The organism is Parerythrobacter lutipelagi (assembly GCF_005434975.1).
GTDB lineage: Bacteria > Pseudomonadota > Alphaproteobacteria > Sphingomonadales > Sphingomonadaceae > Parerythrobacter_A > Parerythrobacter_A lutipelagi.
This window is the reverse complement of record NZ_SKCJ01000001.1, coordinates 479,762-495,906: the sequence shown is the minus strand read 5'-3', so window position 1 is coordinate 495,906 and position 16,145 is coordinate 479,762. Positions and strand designations below refer to the sequence as shown.

Below are 16,145 nucleotides of genomic sequence, written 5' to 3'. Positions count from 1 at the left end.
TTTTCGGCGCTTTCTAGAATATGACACAGCTTGTTCACCGCTCCAACCTCCAGCGTCTTGTCATCATCCTCGCGGTTGTGTGGCAGATCGGCGCGACTTTCCTGCCTGCACTCGGATTGGGTGAGCCGATCGGCGATCGGTCCGACAGCGTGCGGACGATCATCACCCCGTCGGGCTGGGCTTTTGCCATCTGGGGGCCGCTGTTCTTCGGTTCCGCGGCGTTTGCCATCTGGCAGGCGTTACCGGCGCAGAAAGACAATGCCCTGATCGACCGGATCGGATGGTGGTCGGCGCTGACATTGGCCGCGCAAGGCGCTTGGGCGACTTACACCCAGTTTGCCAATCTCACGGCGATCTCGGCGATCATCATCGCGACTTCGCTCGTCGCCTTGCTCGTGATCATGCGAGTGCTCGTGGCGTTTCCGCGCGATTTCACAGTGGCGGAACGCGTCATTGTGGCTCTTACATTCAGCGCCTTGGCGGCTTGGCTGACCGCAGCAACCGTTGTGAACATATCTGCGACGCTGGTTTATTACGGGGTTGCCGGCGGGTTCGAATTCCCGCTGGTCGGAGCTCTGATCGTGCTTGTCGCCGGGGCGATCGCTTCGGTCGCTGTGGCCCGAAGCAAAGGCAATCCCTGGTACGCGCTGGTGTTCTGCTGGGCACTGTTGGCGATCTATTTTCGCGGCGGGCAGGAATCGACGGCAATCGCCGCTGCCTGCGGTCTTTCTGCGGCGCTCGTCATCGGAGCCGCGCTGACCCGGCTACGAGTCCCGCCCAATCGCCGCCGCTGGTTCGGCTAAGCAATTCTTCGCCATCGCCGCAGGTCCCAACAGGCGCGATTGCCAATAGCAGGTGAAGAACACGTTCTTCGGATCGCGCTGCTGGCGCAAGGCCATGAAGTCGTCAAATTTCGGCAGATTTTCGCGATAATATTGGGCCCAACCGTCGAGATCGTAGGCCGGGATATATTTCCCCCAATGATGCCGGAAGGGAATGCCGGCAGCGCGCAGCGTATCCCAATACTGCTGGAAAAACTCGCCTTCGCCGTTGGGATAGCCCGGGTTGTCGCGGTACCAATAGACATCGAACCGGATGACCCCGCCCTTGTATTCGTCGGTGCCGTCGCTGTAGCTCGGATTGAGCCATGCAGTGCTGGCCTGGGCTGCGTATACTTCCTGCGCATACCAGCCAATCGCCTCAGCCCCCTTCGTCGTGAACATGTTCTGCATCACATTCATCGCCTGCTCGGAATACTGGATCGGAACCCAGATCTCGCAGAACTCGGTACACAGCAGCACGTCATCGGCGGTGTTGTCCATGCACAGGCTGCGCCAGTACCAATCATGGAAATGCAGCACATTGTCCTTTTTGTTGGTGCCTTTCAGTATGGTTTTTTTGGTCTTTGCATCGAACAGCGGCAGCAGGGTGGGATACAGCTTGTGGATTAGACCGGGGATCGCTCCGACCACGGAAGCAATCAGGATCCCGATACCGCTGACCGCAACGGCCCCCAAGGCACGGCCCGGCTTATTCGGCGCGCCTTTTCCTCCCAGCGTCTTGACGTTTTCAATGTAACGGTTTGCCTTCTGCTTCAGCAGCGAGAAGATGATTGGCAGGCTGGTGTTGCCCGCCAGCACGAAAATGACCGCGGCGAAGAAGGCCTCTGTCTGGCCGACGAAATCCTGCGTGAACTCTTCGTACGGCACAAGATCCTGATCGCTTCGCTCGACCCGTTCTGCCCGCCAGATCTGGACCCGCTCGACCCCTTTTTGCGGCCACCATGTCATGCGGCTGTAAGGTTGATCGGTCAGGAATTGCTGCATCGATGGGCGTCCGTCACGTCCCGGCCCGAACAGGTCGATCGGACACTGGATGTACTTTGGATCGGTTTCTTCGAACTCGGTCGTCGAAGTAACCTGCGTTCCCCTGATGTTGTACATCGGGATCAGTTGGAAGCGCATCTTGGTGATTACGCCAAGCAGGCCGAGCGATGTCAGCATGGCGTCGAATTCAGGGTCGGTGTCCCGCTCTATCCAGCTGGCATTGCCGGCCCCGTCCACCACCCGGAATGCCGTGATGTTGTTGTAGCCGTACATGATCGATCCGCCGGCCGATCCTGTGCCGGTAAACCCGCTGACCGTCTGGTGCGTGATGCCGCCGACGATGTCCACGCCCCAGCCTTCGAGAAACGCCTGGTAAAGGAAACTGTTTTCTAGCGTCGAAGCGTTGAACGGATCGTACGGGTTCTTGCCGAGATGGCAGCCAGCTTCGACTTCAACTAGACCGGTGTCGTTGAGCCACTCCACCGCCATCATCTTGTCGAACACGATATTGATATTATTGCCGGCCGGCGGCTTCACCACGAGCGTCTGGTTCAGCGGAAGCTGATCCACCGGATCGGTGTAGATCGACCATGCAACAGAGTGGGTCGCGCCGCGTACACGCACAGTCAGCCCGTTTGCCGCCGCATACTGTACCAGCGCGATGACATCGAGCTCGGTTTCGGGGTGATAATAGCCGTCGGGTGCCTTTGGGATGGGCGGATTGGGCATGCAGTGACTCCTCAGCTTTTCTAACTTGCCAATAATCCGACCCGGTTCGAAGCAATCTCGCGCTGCCTTCGAACCCGAAATTTACGCTATTTCCCGGCGTGACTTAGAGCCACTTTGCTCTTTTCCCTTTCTTCATGCATTTTCCATGCCTGTTCGAAGAGTTCGGCATTGCGCTCGCGCTTGGCATCGGTCTGACGCGAAGTGCGGATTGTGCCGAGAAACAGGTCGAGCGGCTCGTCCGGGTAGGCCCGCCGCAGTTCGGCGATGTCTTTGCAGGCCAGGTCCCAATCGCCGCGCTCGGCGTGAAACAAGGGCCGCAGCATCAGACCGGTGTGATCCGACGGCATGATCTTGAGGATTTCGGTCGCCGTTTCGACCCCCTCGTCGATCCGGTCGAGCCCGTAGAGCGCCCAGCAGCGATTGATCAGTGAGATTGTGAAATTGTAGCCGTGAGGCGCAAGCTGGTCTGCCCGGTCGAGGATTTCGAGGGCCTCTTCGTAGCGCTCGATCCGGGTGTAAGCCCCTGCCAGCGCTTGCAGCGCATCGGCGGACTTGGGGTTGAGTTCGACCGCGCGTTCGGAAAGCTGGAGCGACTCGTCCCAATCCTGGGCGTAGTATTTGACGATCGAAACCTGGAACAGCACCTGCCACACGCGGCCGCCGAGGTGCAGGGCGCGATCGCAGTGTTCCAGTGCTTCCTCGAGCAGTTCCGGCCTGCGGCTGCCATCGCGCTGATAGAGCAAGCCAAGCACGAGGCCGAGGGTCGAACGCACCAGCGCGCTATCGGGGTCGAACTCGACCGCGCGGCGCGCGTGTCCGACCGCCTTCTCCAGGCTGGGGATCGACATTCGCGGGATCTCTGCCCAACAGCGTTTCAGCGCGTCGCTGGCGTTCTCGGCCTTGGGTTTGCGCTGTGCGCGGGTCAGCTCGATCCGCTGAATTTCGACATGCAAATGCGCGATGACATCGTCGACCAGCTCATCCAGCAGATCGAACAATTCATCGGTCGGGCGATCGAATTTCTCAGTCCACAGAATTGCCCCGGTGTGTCCGTCGACCAGCTGCGCCGCGATCCGCACTTTCCTGCCGAGCCGGCGCAAATTGCCCTCCAGCACATAATCGGCACCGTGATCATGGCCGATCTTCCGGACGTCGATTGTCTTCCCGCGATATTGCTCCATCACGCTATGTGCGAGAACCCGAAGACCGCGCCCCTGCGACAGCGACGAAGTGATATCCTCGACCACCGCATCGGCGAAATCTTCGTCGTCGGGTTCATTCGAGCGGTTGGTGAACGGAATGACCGCAAGCGTCGGGCGTGAGCCTCTGAGCTTCTTGTTCGGCTTCGAGACAGCGATTGCAGTCAATTCGTCGGGTTTGGCCGAAGGCGTGGCCGGATCGATCCCGGTTGCGGCCTGATTTTCCGGCGCCGTACGGTTGGCAATATGGCGGCGGACATCGTCGACCAGCGCCTTCCAGGCATCGTCCCGCTCGTCGCCTTGCCAGTGGGACATCTCGGCAGTCTGAGTCAGCTCGAACATGATCGGCCGCTCGCACGGCTCGATGGTGACCGGGATGAATGTCTTTAGCCTGTCCGCGATGGTGGCTTCGGCGCGAACCCAGCGCGATACGACCGATCGCGGCGACCACAGGACGACCACGGCTGCGGCGGTGCGCAGTGCTTCTTCCGTTACTGTATCGTATGTTTCGCCAGAGCGCAGGGTGACGTCCCACCAAACGGTGAGTCCGGCCCTCTCGAACGCTTCGGCATATAGGCGCGCAACTGCCTGATCTTGCCGGTTGTAGGACAGAAAAATGTCCGCCACGTGCCCTCTCCGTGAACAACCCTGTCCCCTCTCTACGTCCAAATACATAGAAAGTCGATTGGGTTAGGGCTTTTTTGACTCTGTTCGGGCGGTCTGCCCGCGCTGCGCCGGACTGTGGCTTGCCCCGCCGCAGGTGGGGTATTTTCCTACACGCGCACGCGGTGCTAGCTTCGCGCAGGCTCATTGAAAATTGAATTTCGGGAGAAGTGCCGCGCTCCCCCGCAATTCTTCCTCATTTTAATCGCGATAAGTGTGAGTTTAAGGAATATATTCAGCAAAAATGCCCGGCAGATGAACGAATCGCCAAACAGTCTGCGCGAATCAAGCGCGGCCGATGCTGTGGTAGGTGAAGCCGAAAGAACGCACATCGTCCGGTTGGTAAATATTCCTGAGATCGACCAGTACCGGCGATTTCGCCAATTCCTTGACCCGCGCAAGGTCAAGCGCGCGAAACGCATCCCATTCGGTGACGATGGCAATCGCATCCGCACCTTCGATGGCTGAATAAGGATCTTGGCACATGGTGACTTCCGGCATGATTGGACGCGCCAGTTCCATTCCCTCGGGATCGTAGGCTGAAACCGACACACCTCCATCGGTCAGCGTTTGCGCAATTGCGATAGCCGGGCTGTCACGCATGTCATCAGTGTTGGGTTTGAAGGTCAGACCGAGCAGCGCGACCTTCTTGCCGCGCGCCGCATCGGACCCACCCAGGGCTTCGATCACCTTGCGGCCCATTGCGCGCTTGCGGCTCTCGTTGGTCTTGACCACCGCTTCAACGATACGGATCGGACTGTCGTAATCCTCTGCCGTCTTGAGCAGTGCCAGAGTATCTTTGGGAAAGCAGCTGCCGCCATAGCCAGGGCCTGCGTGGAGGAATTTCGAGCCGATGCGATTGTCCATCCCGATGCCCCGGCTTACGTCCTGCACGTTGGCGCCGACTTTCTCGCACAGATCGGCCATCTCGTTGATAAAAGTGATCTTGGTCGCGAGAAATGCGTTGGCGGCATATTTGATCAGCTCGCTCGACCGGCGGCTGGTAATCAGCAGCGGTGATTCATTGAGGAACAATGGGCGATATACGGCACGCATCACGTCGCGCCCGAAATCATCTTCCGCTCCGATTACGATCCGGTCCGGTCGTTTGAAATCGCCAATGGCCGCGCCTTCGCGAAGAAACTCAGGGTTGGAAACCACTGAAAATTTGTGCGGCGTGCCGCTGCTCTGAAGGATCCGTTCGACTTCGTCACCGGTCCCGACCGGCACGGTCGATTTGGTCACGATTACCGCATCATTTGACAGCGTCTCGCCCACTTCCCTGGCGACAGCATGGACGAATGAGAGGTCGGCGTGTCCGTCGCCGCGGCGGCTGGGCGTGCCGACGGCGATAAAGATCGCCGAAGCGCCTTTGATCCCTTCAGCCAGATTTGTGGTGAAGCTCAGGCGACCGGATGCCACATTGGTTTCGACCAGAGCGTCGAGCCCTGGTTCATAGATCGGCATGATCCCATCGTGCAGAGCATCGATTTTCGACTGATCCTTGTCGATGCAAACGACGTCATGCCCGAAATCGGCGAAGCACGCGCCTGAAACGAGGCCAACATAACCGGATCCGACCATTGCAATCTTCATCTGTCGCTTTCCTTGTGCTTGATCACCAGCTTGCCGCTTTTCTTTTTCTCGACTGCCTGAATGTACCGTCGTTCCTCGCCCTCCAGGACCAGCGCGGTAAGCTTGCCGAACCGGTAAGCGCCGGTATCGATTCCAATCCGGTTCTTCCGCTCGTCTATTTCTTCGAAGATCGTGTGTCCGTGGACGACTATGTGTGAATGCTGCGCACGGTGCCGCAGAAACGGCTCGCGGATCCAGCGCATGTCGCGTGGCTTCTGCTCTTCGAGTGATCGTTCAGGGTCGATCCCCGCATGAACGAAAAGGTAATCGCCAATTGCAATCATGTCCTCGAAGCCGGCGATGAAGCGGATGTCTTTCTCTGGCACGAGAACCTGCATCAGCTTCTGCAGTTCTTTGATCGAGGCCTTGTTGAATTCCTTGCGTGAGACCCCGTAGCTCAGGACGGTTTCGCGTCCTCCGTGCCGGAGAAAGTGACGCAGGGTATCGGTTTTGTCGAATGACTCGAGGAACATTTCCTCGTGGTTGCCAGCCAGGATGCGAACGTTACGTTTCTTCTGCCATTTGCGCGCACGCTTGACCACGCCGGCACTGTCCGGCCCCCGATCTATCAAATCTCCGAGCAGGATCACGGTAGTTTCTGCGTCCGGCAATTCGGCGTCGTCGATTTCGATCGCTTCGATCAGCTGTTCGAACAAGTCGAGGCGGCCATGAATGTCACCGATCACATAGACCCGTTGGCCGTCCGGCAAACGCGGGCGGTTTCTGGAACTCTTGCGAGCGAGCATCTGGCGAAAGGGTTCAAACATTCAGTGGGTCAAATTGCATATCGATCACGGCGCGCATAGGTCAGCCTGCCACTTAGAGCAACGACCTAGGGCAGAATGCAGGATGCCGAGTCTGGTGCTGCAAATCCACACTTGGCGCGTCGATACAAGTTCTTCCGGAAATTTGTCTTGTGCGCCGCAGCATGTTCCGGCAGCTTCCTTTCATATCCGCAAGAGATCGCACACTGAATGAATGCGACCTGTGGATTGCAGGTGGGACGAAGCGACACCACAAACAAAGGAAGTTTGGTTATGCTCACGTCCATCCGCGGCCTTCGCGCCGCAACATTTCTCGCCGGTACTGCCGTTTTTGCTACGCCGGCAATTGCATCCGAAACACTTGAAGCGCCCAATGCTGACGATGCCGCAATCATCGATGCCGATCAGATCGTTCTCGATGAGGTCCAGATCGACGCGCTCGAAGCCATTGCTTTGTCGCAAGAGATGGAAGTCGCAGAAGCATCACGAGTTACGATGCCGTCCGACATGGAAGAGCAGAGTGCTCTTGGTGCCGACAGCGGCTTTGACCTCTCTGGCAATGTCGCTTTGGTCAGCGACTACCGCTTTCGCGGTGTTTCGTTCTCCGATGGCGACATCGCGCTTCAGGGCGGTATCGACCTCGGTCATTCGAGCGGCGTTTACGTTGGAACCTGGGCTTCATCTATCTCCGGCGGTTCCGCATTCGGCGAACTTGAGCTGGACATATATGCCGGGTGGAGCGGCGATGTCGCGGACGGTGTCACCTTTGATGTCGGTCTACTCTACTACATTTATCCCACGGGCGATGTCCCGGGCGCGGATACCGACTATTTCGAACCTTACGCCTCGATCGGCTATACGATCGGTCCGGTCGGCGCGACCCTCGGCGTAGCATACGCCTGGGAGCAGGACTCTCTTGGCGGCCAGGATAACTTTTACGTTTACACGGACTTTGAAGTCGGCATTCCCGAAACTCCGGTCTCTCTCACGGCACATCTGGGTTACACCGATGGTATCTTCGCGACCGACTTCGGCGGCGACAGCTTCGATTGGGGCCTGGGTGCGTCCTACGCAGTTACCGACAGCCTGAGCCTCGGCGTCAATTACGTCGATACGCAAGGGCCGTCGATCGAGGATTTCACGGACGCAGGTTTCTTCTTCACCATTGGCTACAGCATGTAGGCTGCCGCATTTTTGCAGGAAGAATTTGGAGCCCGCACCGGCAATGGTGTGGGCTCCTCTTATTTTGGACGCACAACTTCGGACGGAAGTCAGGCACCGCCCTTAATGACGCGCCCGATTGCCTGGCGCGGCTTGCTATTGCCCGGGATCGTGTCGATGGAGCCTTGGACATTGGAAATAAACCGAACCAGATAAGGCGAGCCATAGATGGTCAAATATCTTCACACGATGATCCGCGTAAGTGATCCCGATGCCACCGTCAGGTTTTTCAATCTGATCGGCTTGGAAGAAGTTCGCCGTTTCGATGTCGAGGCTGGACGGTTCACGCTGATTTTCATGGCAGCGCCTGGACAGGACGGCGTGGCCGAAGTCGAACTTACCCACAACTGGCCGCCCGAAGATGGCACTGCTCCCGAGGTTTACCACGGCGGGCGCAATTTCGGCCATCTCGCATATCGCGTCGATGACATATACGAGACCTGCCAGCGGTTGATGGATGCCGGTGTGACTATCAACCGACCGCCACGCGATGGTCACATGGCTTTCGTTCGTTCACCGGACGGGATCAGCGTGGAATTGCTACAGGAAGGCAACCTGCCGCCGCAGGAGCCCTGGGCAAGCATGGAGAATAGCGGGAGCTGGTGACATGCGGCCAGCTCGCGTCAAGGAGTGACAGATTCGACTTCGCGTTCTTCCGGGTGCTTGGTTGTGAGTCGCAAGACAACATAACCTAGTATTGCCGAGATCAGCGAACCGCCGAGGATCCCGATCTTCGCTTCGTCGATCAGCAGGGCGCTCCCATCGAACGCGAGGCCGCTGATGAACAGCGACATGGTGAATCCGATTCCGCAGAGGATCGTAACGCCCCAAATCTCGATCCAGTTGGCGTTCTCCGGAGCTTTCGCAATTCCGAGCTTCACAGCGGCGACGATGATACCGAAAATGCCCAATTGTTTGCCGATGACCAGTCCTGCCGCGATGGCCAGGGGCAATGGTGCGAGAACTTCGTTTATGGTCATCCCGGTCAGGTTCACGCCGGCATTGGCGAATCCGAAGACCGGGACCACGAGATAGGCGCTCCATGGAGCTAGGCCGTGCTCGAGCTTTTCCAGCATCGAGTGTCCGTCTTTTGCATTCATGGGAATGGTCAGTGCAGCAACCACACCAGCGATTGTCGCATGCACGCCGGAAAAGAGCACGCATACCCACAGCACGAGTGCCACCACGACGAAGGGCCATATCCGGCGCACCCCGAAGCGGTTCATTCCGACCATGACAGCGAAGACCGCGACTGAAGCCGCCAGCCACATCATCTTGATGCCGGTGGTATAGAACGCAGCAATGACCAGCACAGCGCCGATATCATCGACAATGGCGACGGTGAGCAGAAAAAGGCGCAGCGAGGCCGGTACGCGATTTCCGAGCAGCCCAAGGACACCCATGGCGAAAGCAATGTCGGTCGCTGCCGGGATCGCCCAACCACGCGTCAGAGGGCTGTCCATGCCGACGACTGTCACGAAAATCAGCGCCGGAACAATCATACCGGCGGCAGCGGCCATGATCGGCAGCCGGCGCTGCTCAGGGGTCGACAATTGTCCGCAAATTAGCTCGCGCTTCACTTCGAGACCGACCACGAAGAAGAAAATCGCCATCAATCCGTCGTTGATCCACAGGTGAAGATCGTCGAGTTTGGGGATCGGCGTCCAGCGCAATTCACCGTAGAAAAGCTGCTTGTACTCATCGGCAAACGGCGAATTTGCCGCCAGCATGGCAGCAGCGGCTACAAGGATCAGCAAGATGCCAGCAGACGCGTCACTGACGAACAATGCGCGGACGGGGGCGATGAGCCGATTTATCGGTTTGCGAACTTGTACCATGGTTGCGGCCCCTTTTTCGCAATTCCTTGTGCGTTGCAAGGCTTGCGTTGGTTGGTTAGGCTGATTTGTGCAGGGGGTGGTCGCAATTGAGTGACGCAGGTTTCACGACATGGCAGTGGCTTGGCTTGGTGCAGCACGAGTTGCTGCTGTTTGCCGCTGTATTTTTCCTCCTTGGTGCGATTGATGAATTTGCCGTCGATCTCACTTGGCTTTGGCTCAAATTGAGCGGCCGGGCAGAAGATAAACGAATACCCCTGGACGGATCCAACAAGTTAAGCGGAATTGCAGCTGTCTTTGTGCCCGCATGGATGGAGGCCCCCGTCATTGGCGCGACTGTGGCGCACGCATTGAAGGCATGGCCCCAGACTGAGCTCCGCCTTTATGTCGGCTGCTATCGCAACGACCAGCAGACTATCGCTGCCGTGCTGGCATCAATCGGGCAAGACAATCGTGTGCGGCTCGTGATCCACGATAAGGCAGGACCGACGACCAAGGCGGATTGTCTCAATCGTTTGTTCCAAGCCCTGCAAACCGACGAACGAAGGACCGGAGAGCGGTCGCGGATGATCGTGTTGCACGATGCTGAAGATATGGTCGATCCGGCTGGGCTTGGTTTGCTCGATCATGCAATGGAAAGCGCGGATATGGCGCAGTTGCCGGTGTTGCCGCAACCGCAGCGGTCATCCCCGTGGATTGGCAGCCACTATTGCGAAGAGTTTGTCGAAGCGCATGGCAAGGCAATGGTTGTCCGCGATGCCTTGCGCGCAGGAATGCCGCTTGCCGGTGTCGGTTGCGCGATCGGGCGCGATGCCCTGCAGCGTATCGCTGACTCCAAGGAAAATGGTCAACCGTTCGCGGCCGAGTGTCTGACCGAGGACTATGAGCTGGGGCTCGGCGTCTACGAGCAGGGCGGAGCAGCCAGATTCCTGCGCTACCGGCATGACAATGGTGCTCTGGTCGCAACCCGCGCGTACTTCCCTTCGCGGCTGGATACAGCGGTACGGCAAAAAACGCGCTGGGTGCACGGTATTGCCTTTCAGGCATGGGATCGGCTTGGCTGGCAAGGCCGACCGGTCGAAATCTGGATGCGTTTGCGCGATCGCCGAGGACCGCTGGCAGCTTTGGTGCTGGCGGTGGCCTATGCGCTGCTGGTCCTGTCGACATTGGCATGGGGCCTCGCTGCACTTGGGTTTGGCGAGCCGATCCGATTGTCCGATACGCTGGTCCTGATCCTCTGGCTGAACTTTGCCAGTTTTGTCTGGCGCGGTGCCTGGCGTTTCGGCTTCACTGCGCGGGAGTACGGCTGGAGCGAAGGCATTCGTTCCATCCTGCGGATACCGGTCACTAACATTATCGCCATCATGGCGGGGCGGCGGGCGATAATGGCGTATCTTCGATCGCTTGGCGGGCAACAACCGGCGTGGGACAAGACGGACCACCAAACCCATCCGGTCCATACAATAGCCCATGAGCGCGCAGAGGCAGTGGCGTGACGGCGCGTGTCAAAAATATCCGGCCCGGGCAGCCGCTGATCATGCTTGGGCTGGTCCTGGCAATATGGGTCACCGCGCGGATGGCCTTGTGGCAGTCCCCATTCCCGCTTGCCCCGGGCCCGCTGCCGATGGCTTTGCCCGATTTGTTCAATGAGCAGGTGACAGTTGCTCAAGGCCCGGCGGCTGAGAAAAGCGATGTTCGACTGGATAGTCTGGGCCGCTCTTTTGACGCAGCCGCTTCGGCGCCGGTGAGACTCGCCGACGCAAATCGGGCTATGCGCGCGCTGCCAGCGCCGGTCGACCGTGTCATGACGCCTTCAGGGTCTGTCGAAATATTCGCCGGGCACCAGGTCATGTGGCTTGCGGCAATGTCGCAGGTCCCCATTCCCGCTGAAGTCGCAACACTGATGCGCCAGGCGAAACCGGCGCAAAGTCTTGTCGCCGCCAAGCCGGAGCGGATCTCTCCTGATCGCTGGAGCGTCGATGGCTGGCTGCTTTATCGGCCCAACTCGACGGGAGCCCTTGCGGCGGGATCGGGGCCGCTTCCGGCGACCTATGGTGCAAGCCAGGCCGGCGCGGTGCTGAATTATCGTCTTGCCCCGCAAAGCGGCCACCGGCCCGCGATCTATTTGCGGGCAAGCCAGGCTTTGGCTGGCGCACGTGAAAGCGAGGCGGCAGCCGGCTTCGCTGCTCGGCCAATTTCCGGCCTCCCGGTGCGCGCACAAGCGGAACTTCGGTTGCAAAGGGTGAACGGACAGTCCGATTGGCGGCCTGCCGTTCTGGCTGTGTCCGAGCTGCCTGCAGCAAAACTGCCACTTGGCGTACGCGGCGACGCCTATGTGCAGGCAGGATACGTCGGGGGAGATTTTGCCACCCCATTCATCGATGGCCAGCTTCGTGTCTCGCGAGAGATTGCCGACTTCGATCTCGGCAAGGTGGATGCGGGCGCCGGTATATGGGGCGGCGCGCAAAAGGGAGCATCGCGCCTCGATGTCGGGCCGAGCGCCGGTCTTGCGATCAAGGTTGGCGATTTGCCCGCGCGCCTGTCGGTCGATTACAGGCAGCGCATCGCAGGTGACGCCGCCCCGCAATCGGGTGTCGCTCTCACGCTTTCGACCAGTTTCTGACAGTTCGCTCCTTCCAACCTCCATCGCGCTCGGTTAGAGCCGGAGCATGGACGTCTACCTCCCCATTGCGAATTTGTCGGTCGATGGACTGTTCATTGTCGCATTGGGCGCGCTGACCGGGATACTTTCCGGCCTGTTCGGTGTCGGCGGCGGCTTCCTGACCACTCCATTGCTGATTTTCTACGGTGTGCCTCCTACGGTGGCCGCGGCTTCGGCATCGACGCAGGTGACCGGGGCCAGCGTTTCGGGCGTGTTTGCCCATACGCGGCGCAACGGTGTCGACTACAAGATGGGCGGAGTCACGGTTGCCGGCGGTGTGTTGGGGACCGGGGTTGGCGCGCTATTGTTTCGATTTTTCGAGTCTGTCGGCCAGATCGATGTCGTGATCAATATTCTCTATGTGGTCATGCTCGGTGCAATCGGCTCGCTCATGATGCGTGAAGCGATCACATCGCTCTGGCCTGCTTCGGGCGGAACAGTTCGCAAGGCAATGAAGCGGCGGCACCATCCGCTCGTCACTGCCTTGCCGCTGCGTTGGCGCTTTTATCGCTCGGGGCTCTACATCTCGCCCTTGGCACCGTTTCTGCTTGGCGTTGTCGTGGGGGCATTGACCATGCTGATGGGCGTGGGGGGCGGCTTTATCCTTGTGCCGGCCATGCTCTATATTCTCGGCATGAGCGCAAATGTCGTGGTGGGAACATCACTGTTTCAGATCCTGTTTGTCACCATGGCGACAACGATGATGCACGCGCTGACCACGCAGGCGGTCGATATCGTGCTGGCAGCCCTTCTTCTGCTCGGATCGGTCTCCGGCGCGCAGATCGGCAGCCAGATCGCACAGAAGGCGAAACCGGAACTGCTGCGTCTGATCCTTGCTGCCATTGTTTTGGTGATTGCCTTGCGGATGCTCTATGGACTGGGCGTCCAGCCCGACGAAATCTACACGGTGGTGCCGCTATGAAGCGCGCCCTGTTCCTGCTCGCGTGCCTGTTTGCGCTGACCGCTCAGAGCGATCCCATCCTGGTGCCGGATGTGTCGCAAGACGAAGTGCAGGTCCGGCAGGGTTTCACCGGAACGGAACTGCTGCTGTTCGGTGCCATTCTCGATCCATCGGGATCAAGAGCGGCTGCCAATTACGATATTATCGTTGTTCTCAAAGGTCCCGCCCAGCCGATCCGGGTCAGGGAGAAGGAGCAGATTGGCGGCATCTGGATGAACGCAGAGAGTTCGGATTTCCGTTCCGCACCGTCCTATTTTGCTGTCGCGTCGTCTTCGCCGATCAATGAGATCGTGGACGATAGGACCGCAGCGATCTACGAATTGGGCACGCGTTTCATTCAGCTTTCGCCCAGCGGGACGATCGATCCGGAGGAGCAGGCACGTTTTACTGCCGGGTTTGTCGATCTGCGTGAACGCCAGAGTCTGTACAAGGAGCAAATCGGCGGAGTTTCGATCAGCGAGGACGTTCTGTATCAGGCGCGGCTTTCATTGCCGTCCAATGTCACGACAGGAACTTACACGGCGGAAACTTTTGCGGTTTCCAACGGCCGGGTGATCGCGTCCGAAGTCGCCAAGGTCGAAGTGCGGAAAGTCGGGTTTGAACGGTTCGTTGAACTGTTCTCGCAGCAACAATCATTCTTGTATGGATTGCTTGCGGTCGCCCTCTCGATTTTCATGGGGTGGCTTGCCGGCCGGTTGTTTGCGCTGATTTGATCGGGTGGCATTGATGGTGGGCCGATCCTGGCTGCCACAAAGCCTGAATTGGTTTTCTCTCCGGTCTCATGTATGATTTGCTGTCCGATCAGCTGCGCACTGCCTAAATGACCTAAAGACGCAAATTGGAGAATGCGATGAGCCGCGACCAAGCTCTTGACCATGCTGCTGAACAGATACGGCGCGCGCGATCCGACGAGTCCTTGCGGCCCTCGATCGCGGGCTTTTTTGACGAAGCAACCTACACAGTCACATACGTCGTGCATGACCCTGCAAGCAGGGAAGCGGCAATTATCGACTCCGTGCTCGATTACGATGCCGCGGCGGGGCGCACGTCCTATGGTTCCGCCGATCTTGTCATCGAATACTCCACATCCAAGAACCTCTCGGTCAAGTGGCTGATAGAGACCCATGCTCACGCCGATCACATCTCAGCTGCGCCTTACCTGCAGGAAAAGCTTGGCGGAAAATTGGCCATCGGCCGCGGTATCATCCGGGTGCAGGACGTATTCGGCAAATTGTTCAACGCCGGGACCGAATTTGAACGCGACGGGTCGCAGTTCGATCACTTGTTTGACGATGGCGATACATTCACCCTTGGCGGGCTTGAAGCGATTGCGCTGCATGTCCCCGGCCACACTCCGGCAGACATGGCTTTCGTGATCGGCGATGCCGCATTCGTTGGCGATACGATCTTCATGCCCGATTTCGGAACTGCGCGAGCGGATTTTCCGGGCGGCGATGCATCGCAGCTATACCGGTCAATTCGCCGGCTGCTTAGTTTGCCCGACGATACCCGGCTGTTCCTGTGCCATGACTACAAGGCTCCCGGGCGTGACGAGTACGCCTGGGAAACCACCGTGGGGCAGCAGCGCCGGGAAAATGTGCATGTGAAAGATGGTGTCAGCGAGGAGGAATTTGTCGAAATGCGGACGAACCGGGACAAGACCCTCGCGATGCCCAATCTCATCATGCCGAGCGTACAGGTTAACATCCGCGGCGGTCGCTTGCCCGATCCCGAAGACAATGGTGTCAGTTACATCAAGATCCCGGTGAATGCAGTATGATTACGCAATGGTTTCCCGACGCCCAACCACTTCAGGGGCTGATCGGCGGCATGTTGATCGGGCTTGCCGGGGCGATCATGCTTCTCGGTGTCGGACGCATTGCTGGCGTCAGCGGAATGTTCGCGCGTGCAACTGCGATCTCGCGTTCAGGTACTCCGTGGCCGATTGCAGCGCTTTTCACGCTCGGACTGCTTGTCGGCGCATTTGCGCATTTGGGTGCGATCGGTCCGGTTGAAGCGACTTTCCCTCCGTCCACCAGCCTGCTCGTCGCCGGGGGGCTTATCGTTGGTTTCGGCACAAGGATGGGGAGCGGCTGCACGAGCGGTCACGGCGTGTGCGGTATGTCTCGGCTAAGCCCACGATCATTGGTCGCCACGGCGACGTTCATGGCTTCGGGCATGGTCACTGTCGCGATCGTCAACGCATTGGGAGGGGCATGGTGATGTTGCGTGCGTTTATCGCTTTGCTGTCCGGTGTCATTTTCGGGCTGGGCCTCGCCATTTCAGGCATGATGGATCCTACCCGGGTGAGGGGCTTTCTCGATATCCTTGGCGACTGGGACCCGACGCTCGCCTTCGTGATGGGCGGCGCGTTGCTGGTCATGGCCGCCGCATGGTTCATCCAGAGACGCCTTCATACGCCGGTGGCCTGTGACAGCTTCAGTCTTCCGGGCACCCGGTTGATCGACGGCCAGTTGATCGGCGGCGCGGCGCTGTTCGGGATTGGCTGGGGCATTGCCGGCCTTTGTCCGGGACCGGCGATCGCTTCGCTTGCGACGAATTTTGTCCCGGCTGCGATATTTGTTGCTGCAATGGCCACCGGAATGGTGGTGCACCGGCTGGTTACACCGCAGGCCCGTGCCTAGCCGGG

At 58.9% G+C, this 16,145-nt stretch carries 15 protein-coding genes; 10 read left to right on the top strand and 5 right to left on the bottom strand.

The window, feature by feature from the left end:
- Nucleotides 1–20 precede the first annotated feature (20 nt).
- Nucleotides 21–803: a hypothetical protein gene (locus E0502_RS02460; protein WP_137676385.1), complete on the top strand. Its 783-nt coding sequence runs from the start codon at nucleotides 21–23 to the stop codon at nucleotides 801–803.
- Here the strand turns inward: E0502_RS02460 and E0502_RS02455 are convergent.
- From E0502_RS02455 to E0502_RS02440, 4 genes are all read right to left on the bottom strand, one after another.
- A complete protein-coding gene (locus E0502_RS02455) occupies nucleotides 765–2,555 on the bottom strand; it encodes a D-arabinono-1,4-lactone oxidase (protein WP_137676384.1) in 1,791 nt (596 codons plus the stop codon). The genes E0502_RS02460 and E0502_RS02455 overlap by 39 nt on opposite strands.
- An 86-nt stretch (nucleotides 2,556–2,641) precedes the next feature.
- Nucleotides 2,642–4,381 (bottom strand): TIR domain-containing protein, encoded by a 1,740-nt coding sequence (locus E0502_RS02450; RefSeq protein WP_161593688.1) that lies wholly within the window; start codon nucleotides 4,379–4,381, stop codon nucleotides 2,642–2,644.
- Between the two features lie 321 nt (nucleotides 4,382–4,702).
- Nucleotides 4,703–6,013, bottom strand: a complete 1,311-nt coding sequence (locus E0502_RS02445; RefSeq protein WP_137676382.1) for a UDP-glucose dehydrogenase family protein — start codon at nucleotides 6,011–6,013, stop codon at nucleotides 4,703–4,705.
- On the bottom strand, nucleotides 6,010–6,819 hold the full coding sequence (locus E0502_RS02440) for a metallophosphoesterase family protein (protein ID WP_137676381.1): 810 nt from the start codon (nucleotides 6,817–6,819) through the stop codon (nucleotides 6,010–6,012). Before E0502_RS02440 ends, E0502_RS02445 begins: the two co-directional genes overlap by 4 nt.
- 270 nt (nucleotides 6,820–7,089) lie before the next feature.
- Between E0502_RS02440 and E0502_RS02435 the strand changes: the two genes are divergently transcribed.
- Both E0502_RS02435 and E0502_RS02430 read left to right on the top strand, forming a co-directional pair.
- Nucleotides 7,090–7,998: a TorF family putative porin gene (locus tag E0502_RS02435; protein WP_240048824.1), complete on the top strand. Its 909-nt coding sequence runs from the start codon at nucleotides 7,090–7,092 to the stop codon at nucleotides 7,996–7,998.
- A gap of 207 nt (nucleotides 7,999–8,205) precedes the next feature.
- Nucleotides 8,206–8,643 (top strand): VOC family protein, encoded by a 438-nt coding sequence (locus tag E0502_RS02430; RefSeq protein WP_137676380.1) that lies wholly within the window; start codon nucleotides 8,206–8,208, stop codon nucleotides 8,641–8,643.
- 17 nt (nucleotides 8,644–8,660) lie between these two features.
- Here E0502_RS02430 and nhaA read toward each other — a convergent pair whose 3' ends face one another.
- Nucleotides 8,661–9,875 (bottom strand): Na+/H+ antiporter NhaA, encoded by a 1,215-nt coding sequence (nhaA, locus tag E0502_RS02425; RefSeq protein ID WP_137676379.1) that lies wholly within the window; start codon nucleotides 9,873–9,875, stop codon nucleotides 8,661–8,663.
- Between the two features lie 86 nt (nucleotides 9,876–9,961).
- Here nhaA and E0502_RS02420 point away from each other — a divergent pair, with 86 nt between their 5' ends.
- The 7 genes from E0502_RS02420 to E0502_RS02390 all read left to right on the top strand — a co-directional run bounded on the left by E0502_RS02420 (nucleotide 9,962) and on the right by E0502_RS02390 (nucleotide 16,140).
- Nucleotides 9,962–11,368 carry a glycosyl transferase family protein gene (locus E0502_RS02420; protein ID WP_137676378.1) on the top strand — a complete coding sequence of 469 codons (1,407 nt, stop codon included), beginning with the start codon at nucleotides 9,962–9,964 and terminating at the stop codon, nucleotides 11,366–11,368.
- A complete protein-coding gene (locus E0502_RS02415) occupies nucleotides 11,365–12,495 on the top strand; it encodes a hypothetical protein (RefSeq protein WP_137676377.1) in 1,131 nt (376 codons plus the stop codon). The genes E0502_RS02420 and E0502_RS02415 overlap by 4 nt, the downstream gene beginning before the upstream one ends.
- A 46-nt stretch (nucleotides 12,496–12,541) precedes the next feature.
- Complete coding sequence (locus tag E0502_RS02410; protein ID WP_137676376.1) at nucleotides 12,542–13,456, top strand: sulfite exporter TauE/SafE family protein; 915 nt, start codon at nucleotides 12,542–12,544, stop codon at nucleotides 13,454–13,456.
- Nucleotides 13,453–14,208, top strand: a complete 756-nt coding sequence (locus E0502_RS02405) for a TIGR02186 family protein (RefSeq protein ID WP_137676375.1) — start codon at nucleotides 13,453–13,455, stop codon at nucleotides 14,206–14,208. The genes E0502_RS02410 and E0502_RS02405 overlap by 4 nt, the downstream gene beginning before the upstream one ends.
- Before the next feature lie 137 nt (nucleotides 14,209–14,345).
- The gene (locus E0502_RS02400; protein WP_137676374.1) at nucleotides 14,346–15,275 is read left to right on the top strand and encodes an MBL fold metallo-hydrolase; all 930 of its coding nucleotides are present in this window, start codon (nucleotides 14,346–14,348) and stop codon (nucleotides 15,273–15,275) included.
- Nucleotides 15,272–15,718 (top strand): YeeE/YedE family protein, encoded by a 447-nt coding sequence (locus E0502_RS02395; RefSeq protein WP_240048823.1) that lies wholly within the window; start codon nucleotides 15,272–15,274, stop codon nucleotides 15,716–15,718. The genes E0502_RS02400 and E0502_RS02395 overlap by 4 nt, the downstream gene beginning before the upstream one ends.
- On the top strand, nucleotides 15,718–16,140 hold the full coding sequence (locus tag E0502_RS02390) for a DUF6691 family protein (RefSeq protein ID WP_137676373.1): 423 nt from the start codon (nucleotides 15,718–15,720) through the stop codon (nucleotides 16,138–16,140). Before E0502_RS02395 ends, E0502_RS02390 begins: the two co-directional genes overlap by 1 nt.
- Nucleotides 16,141–16,145 lie beyond the last annotated feature (5 nt).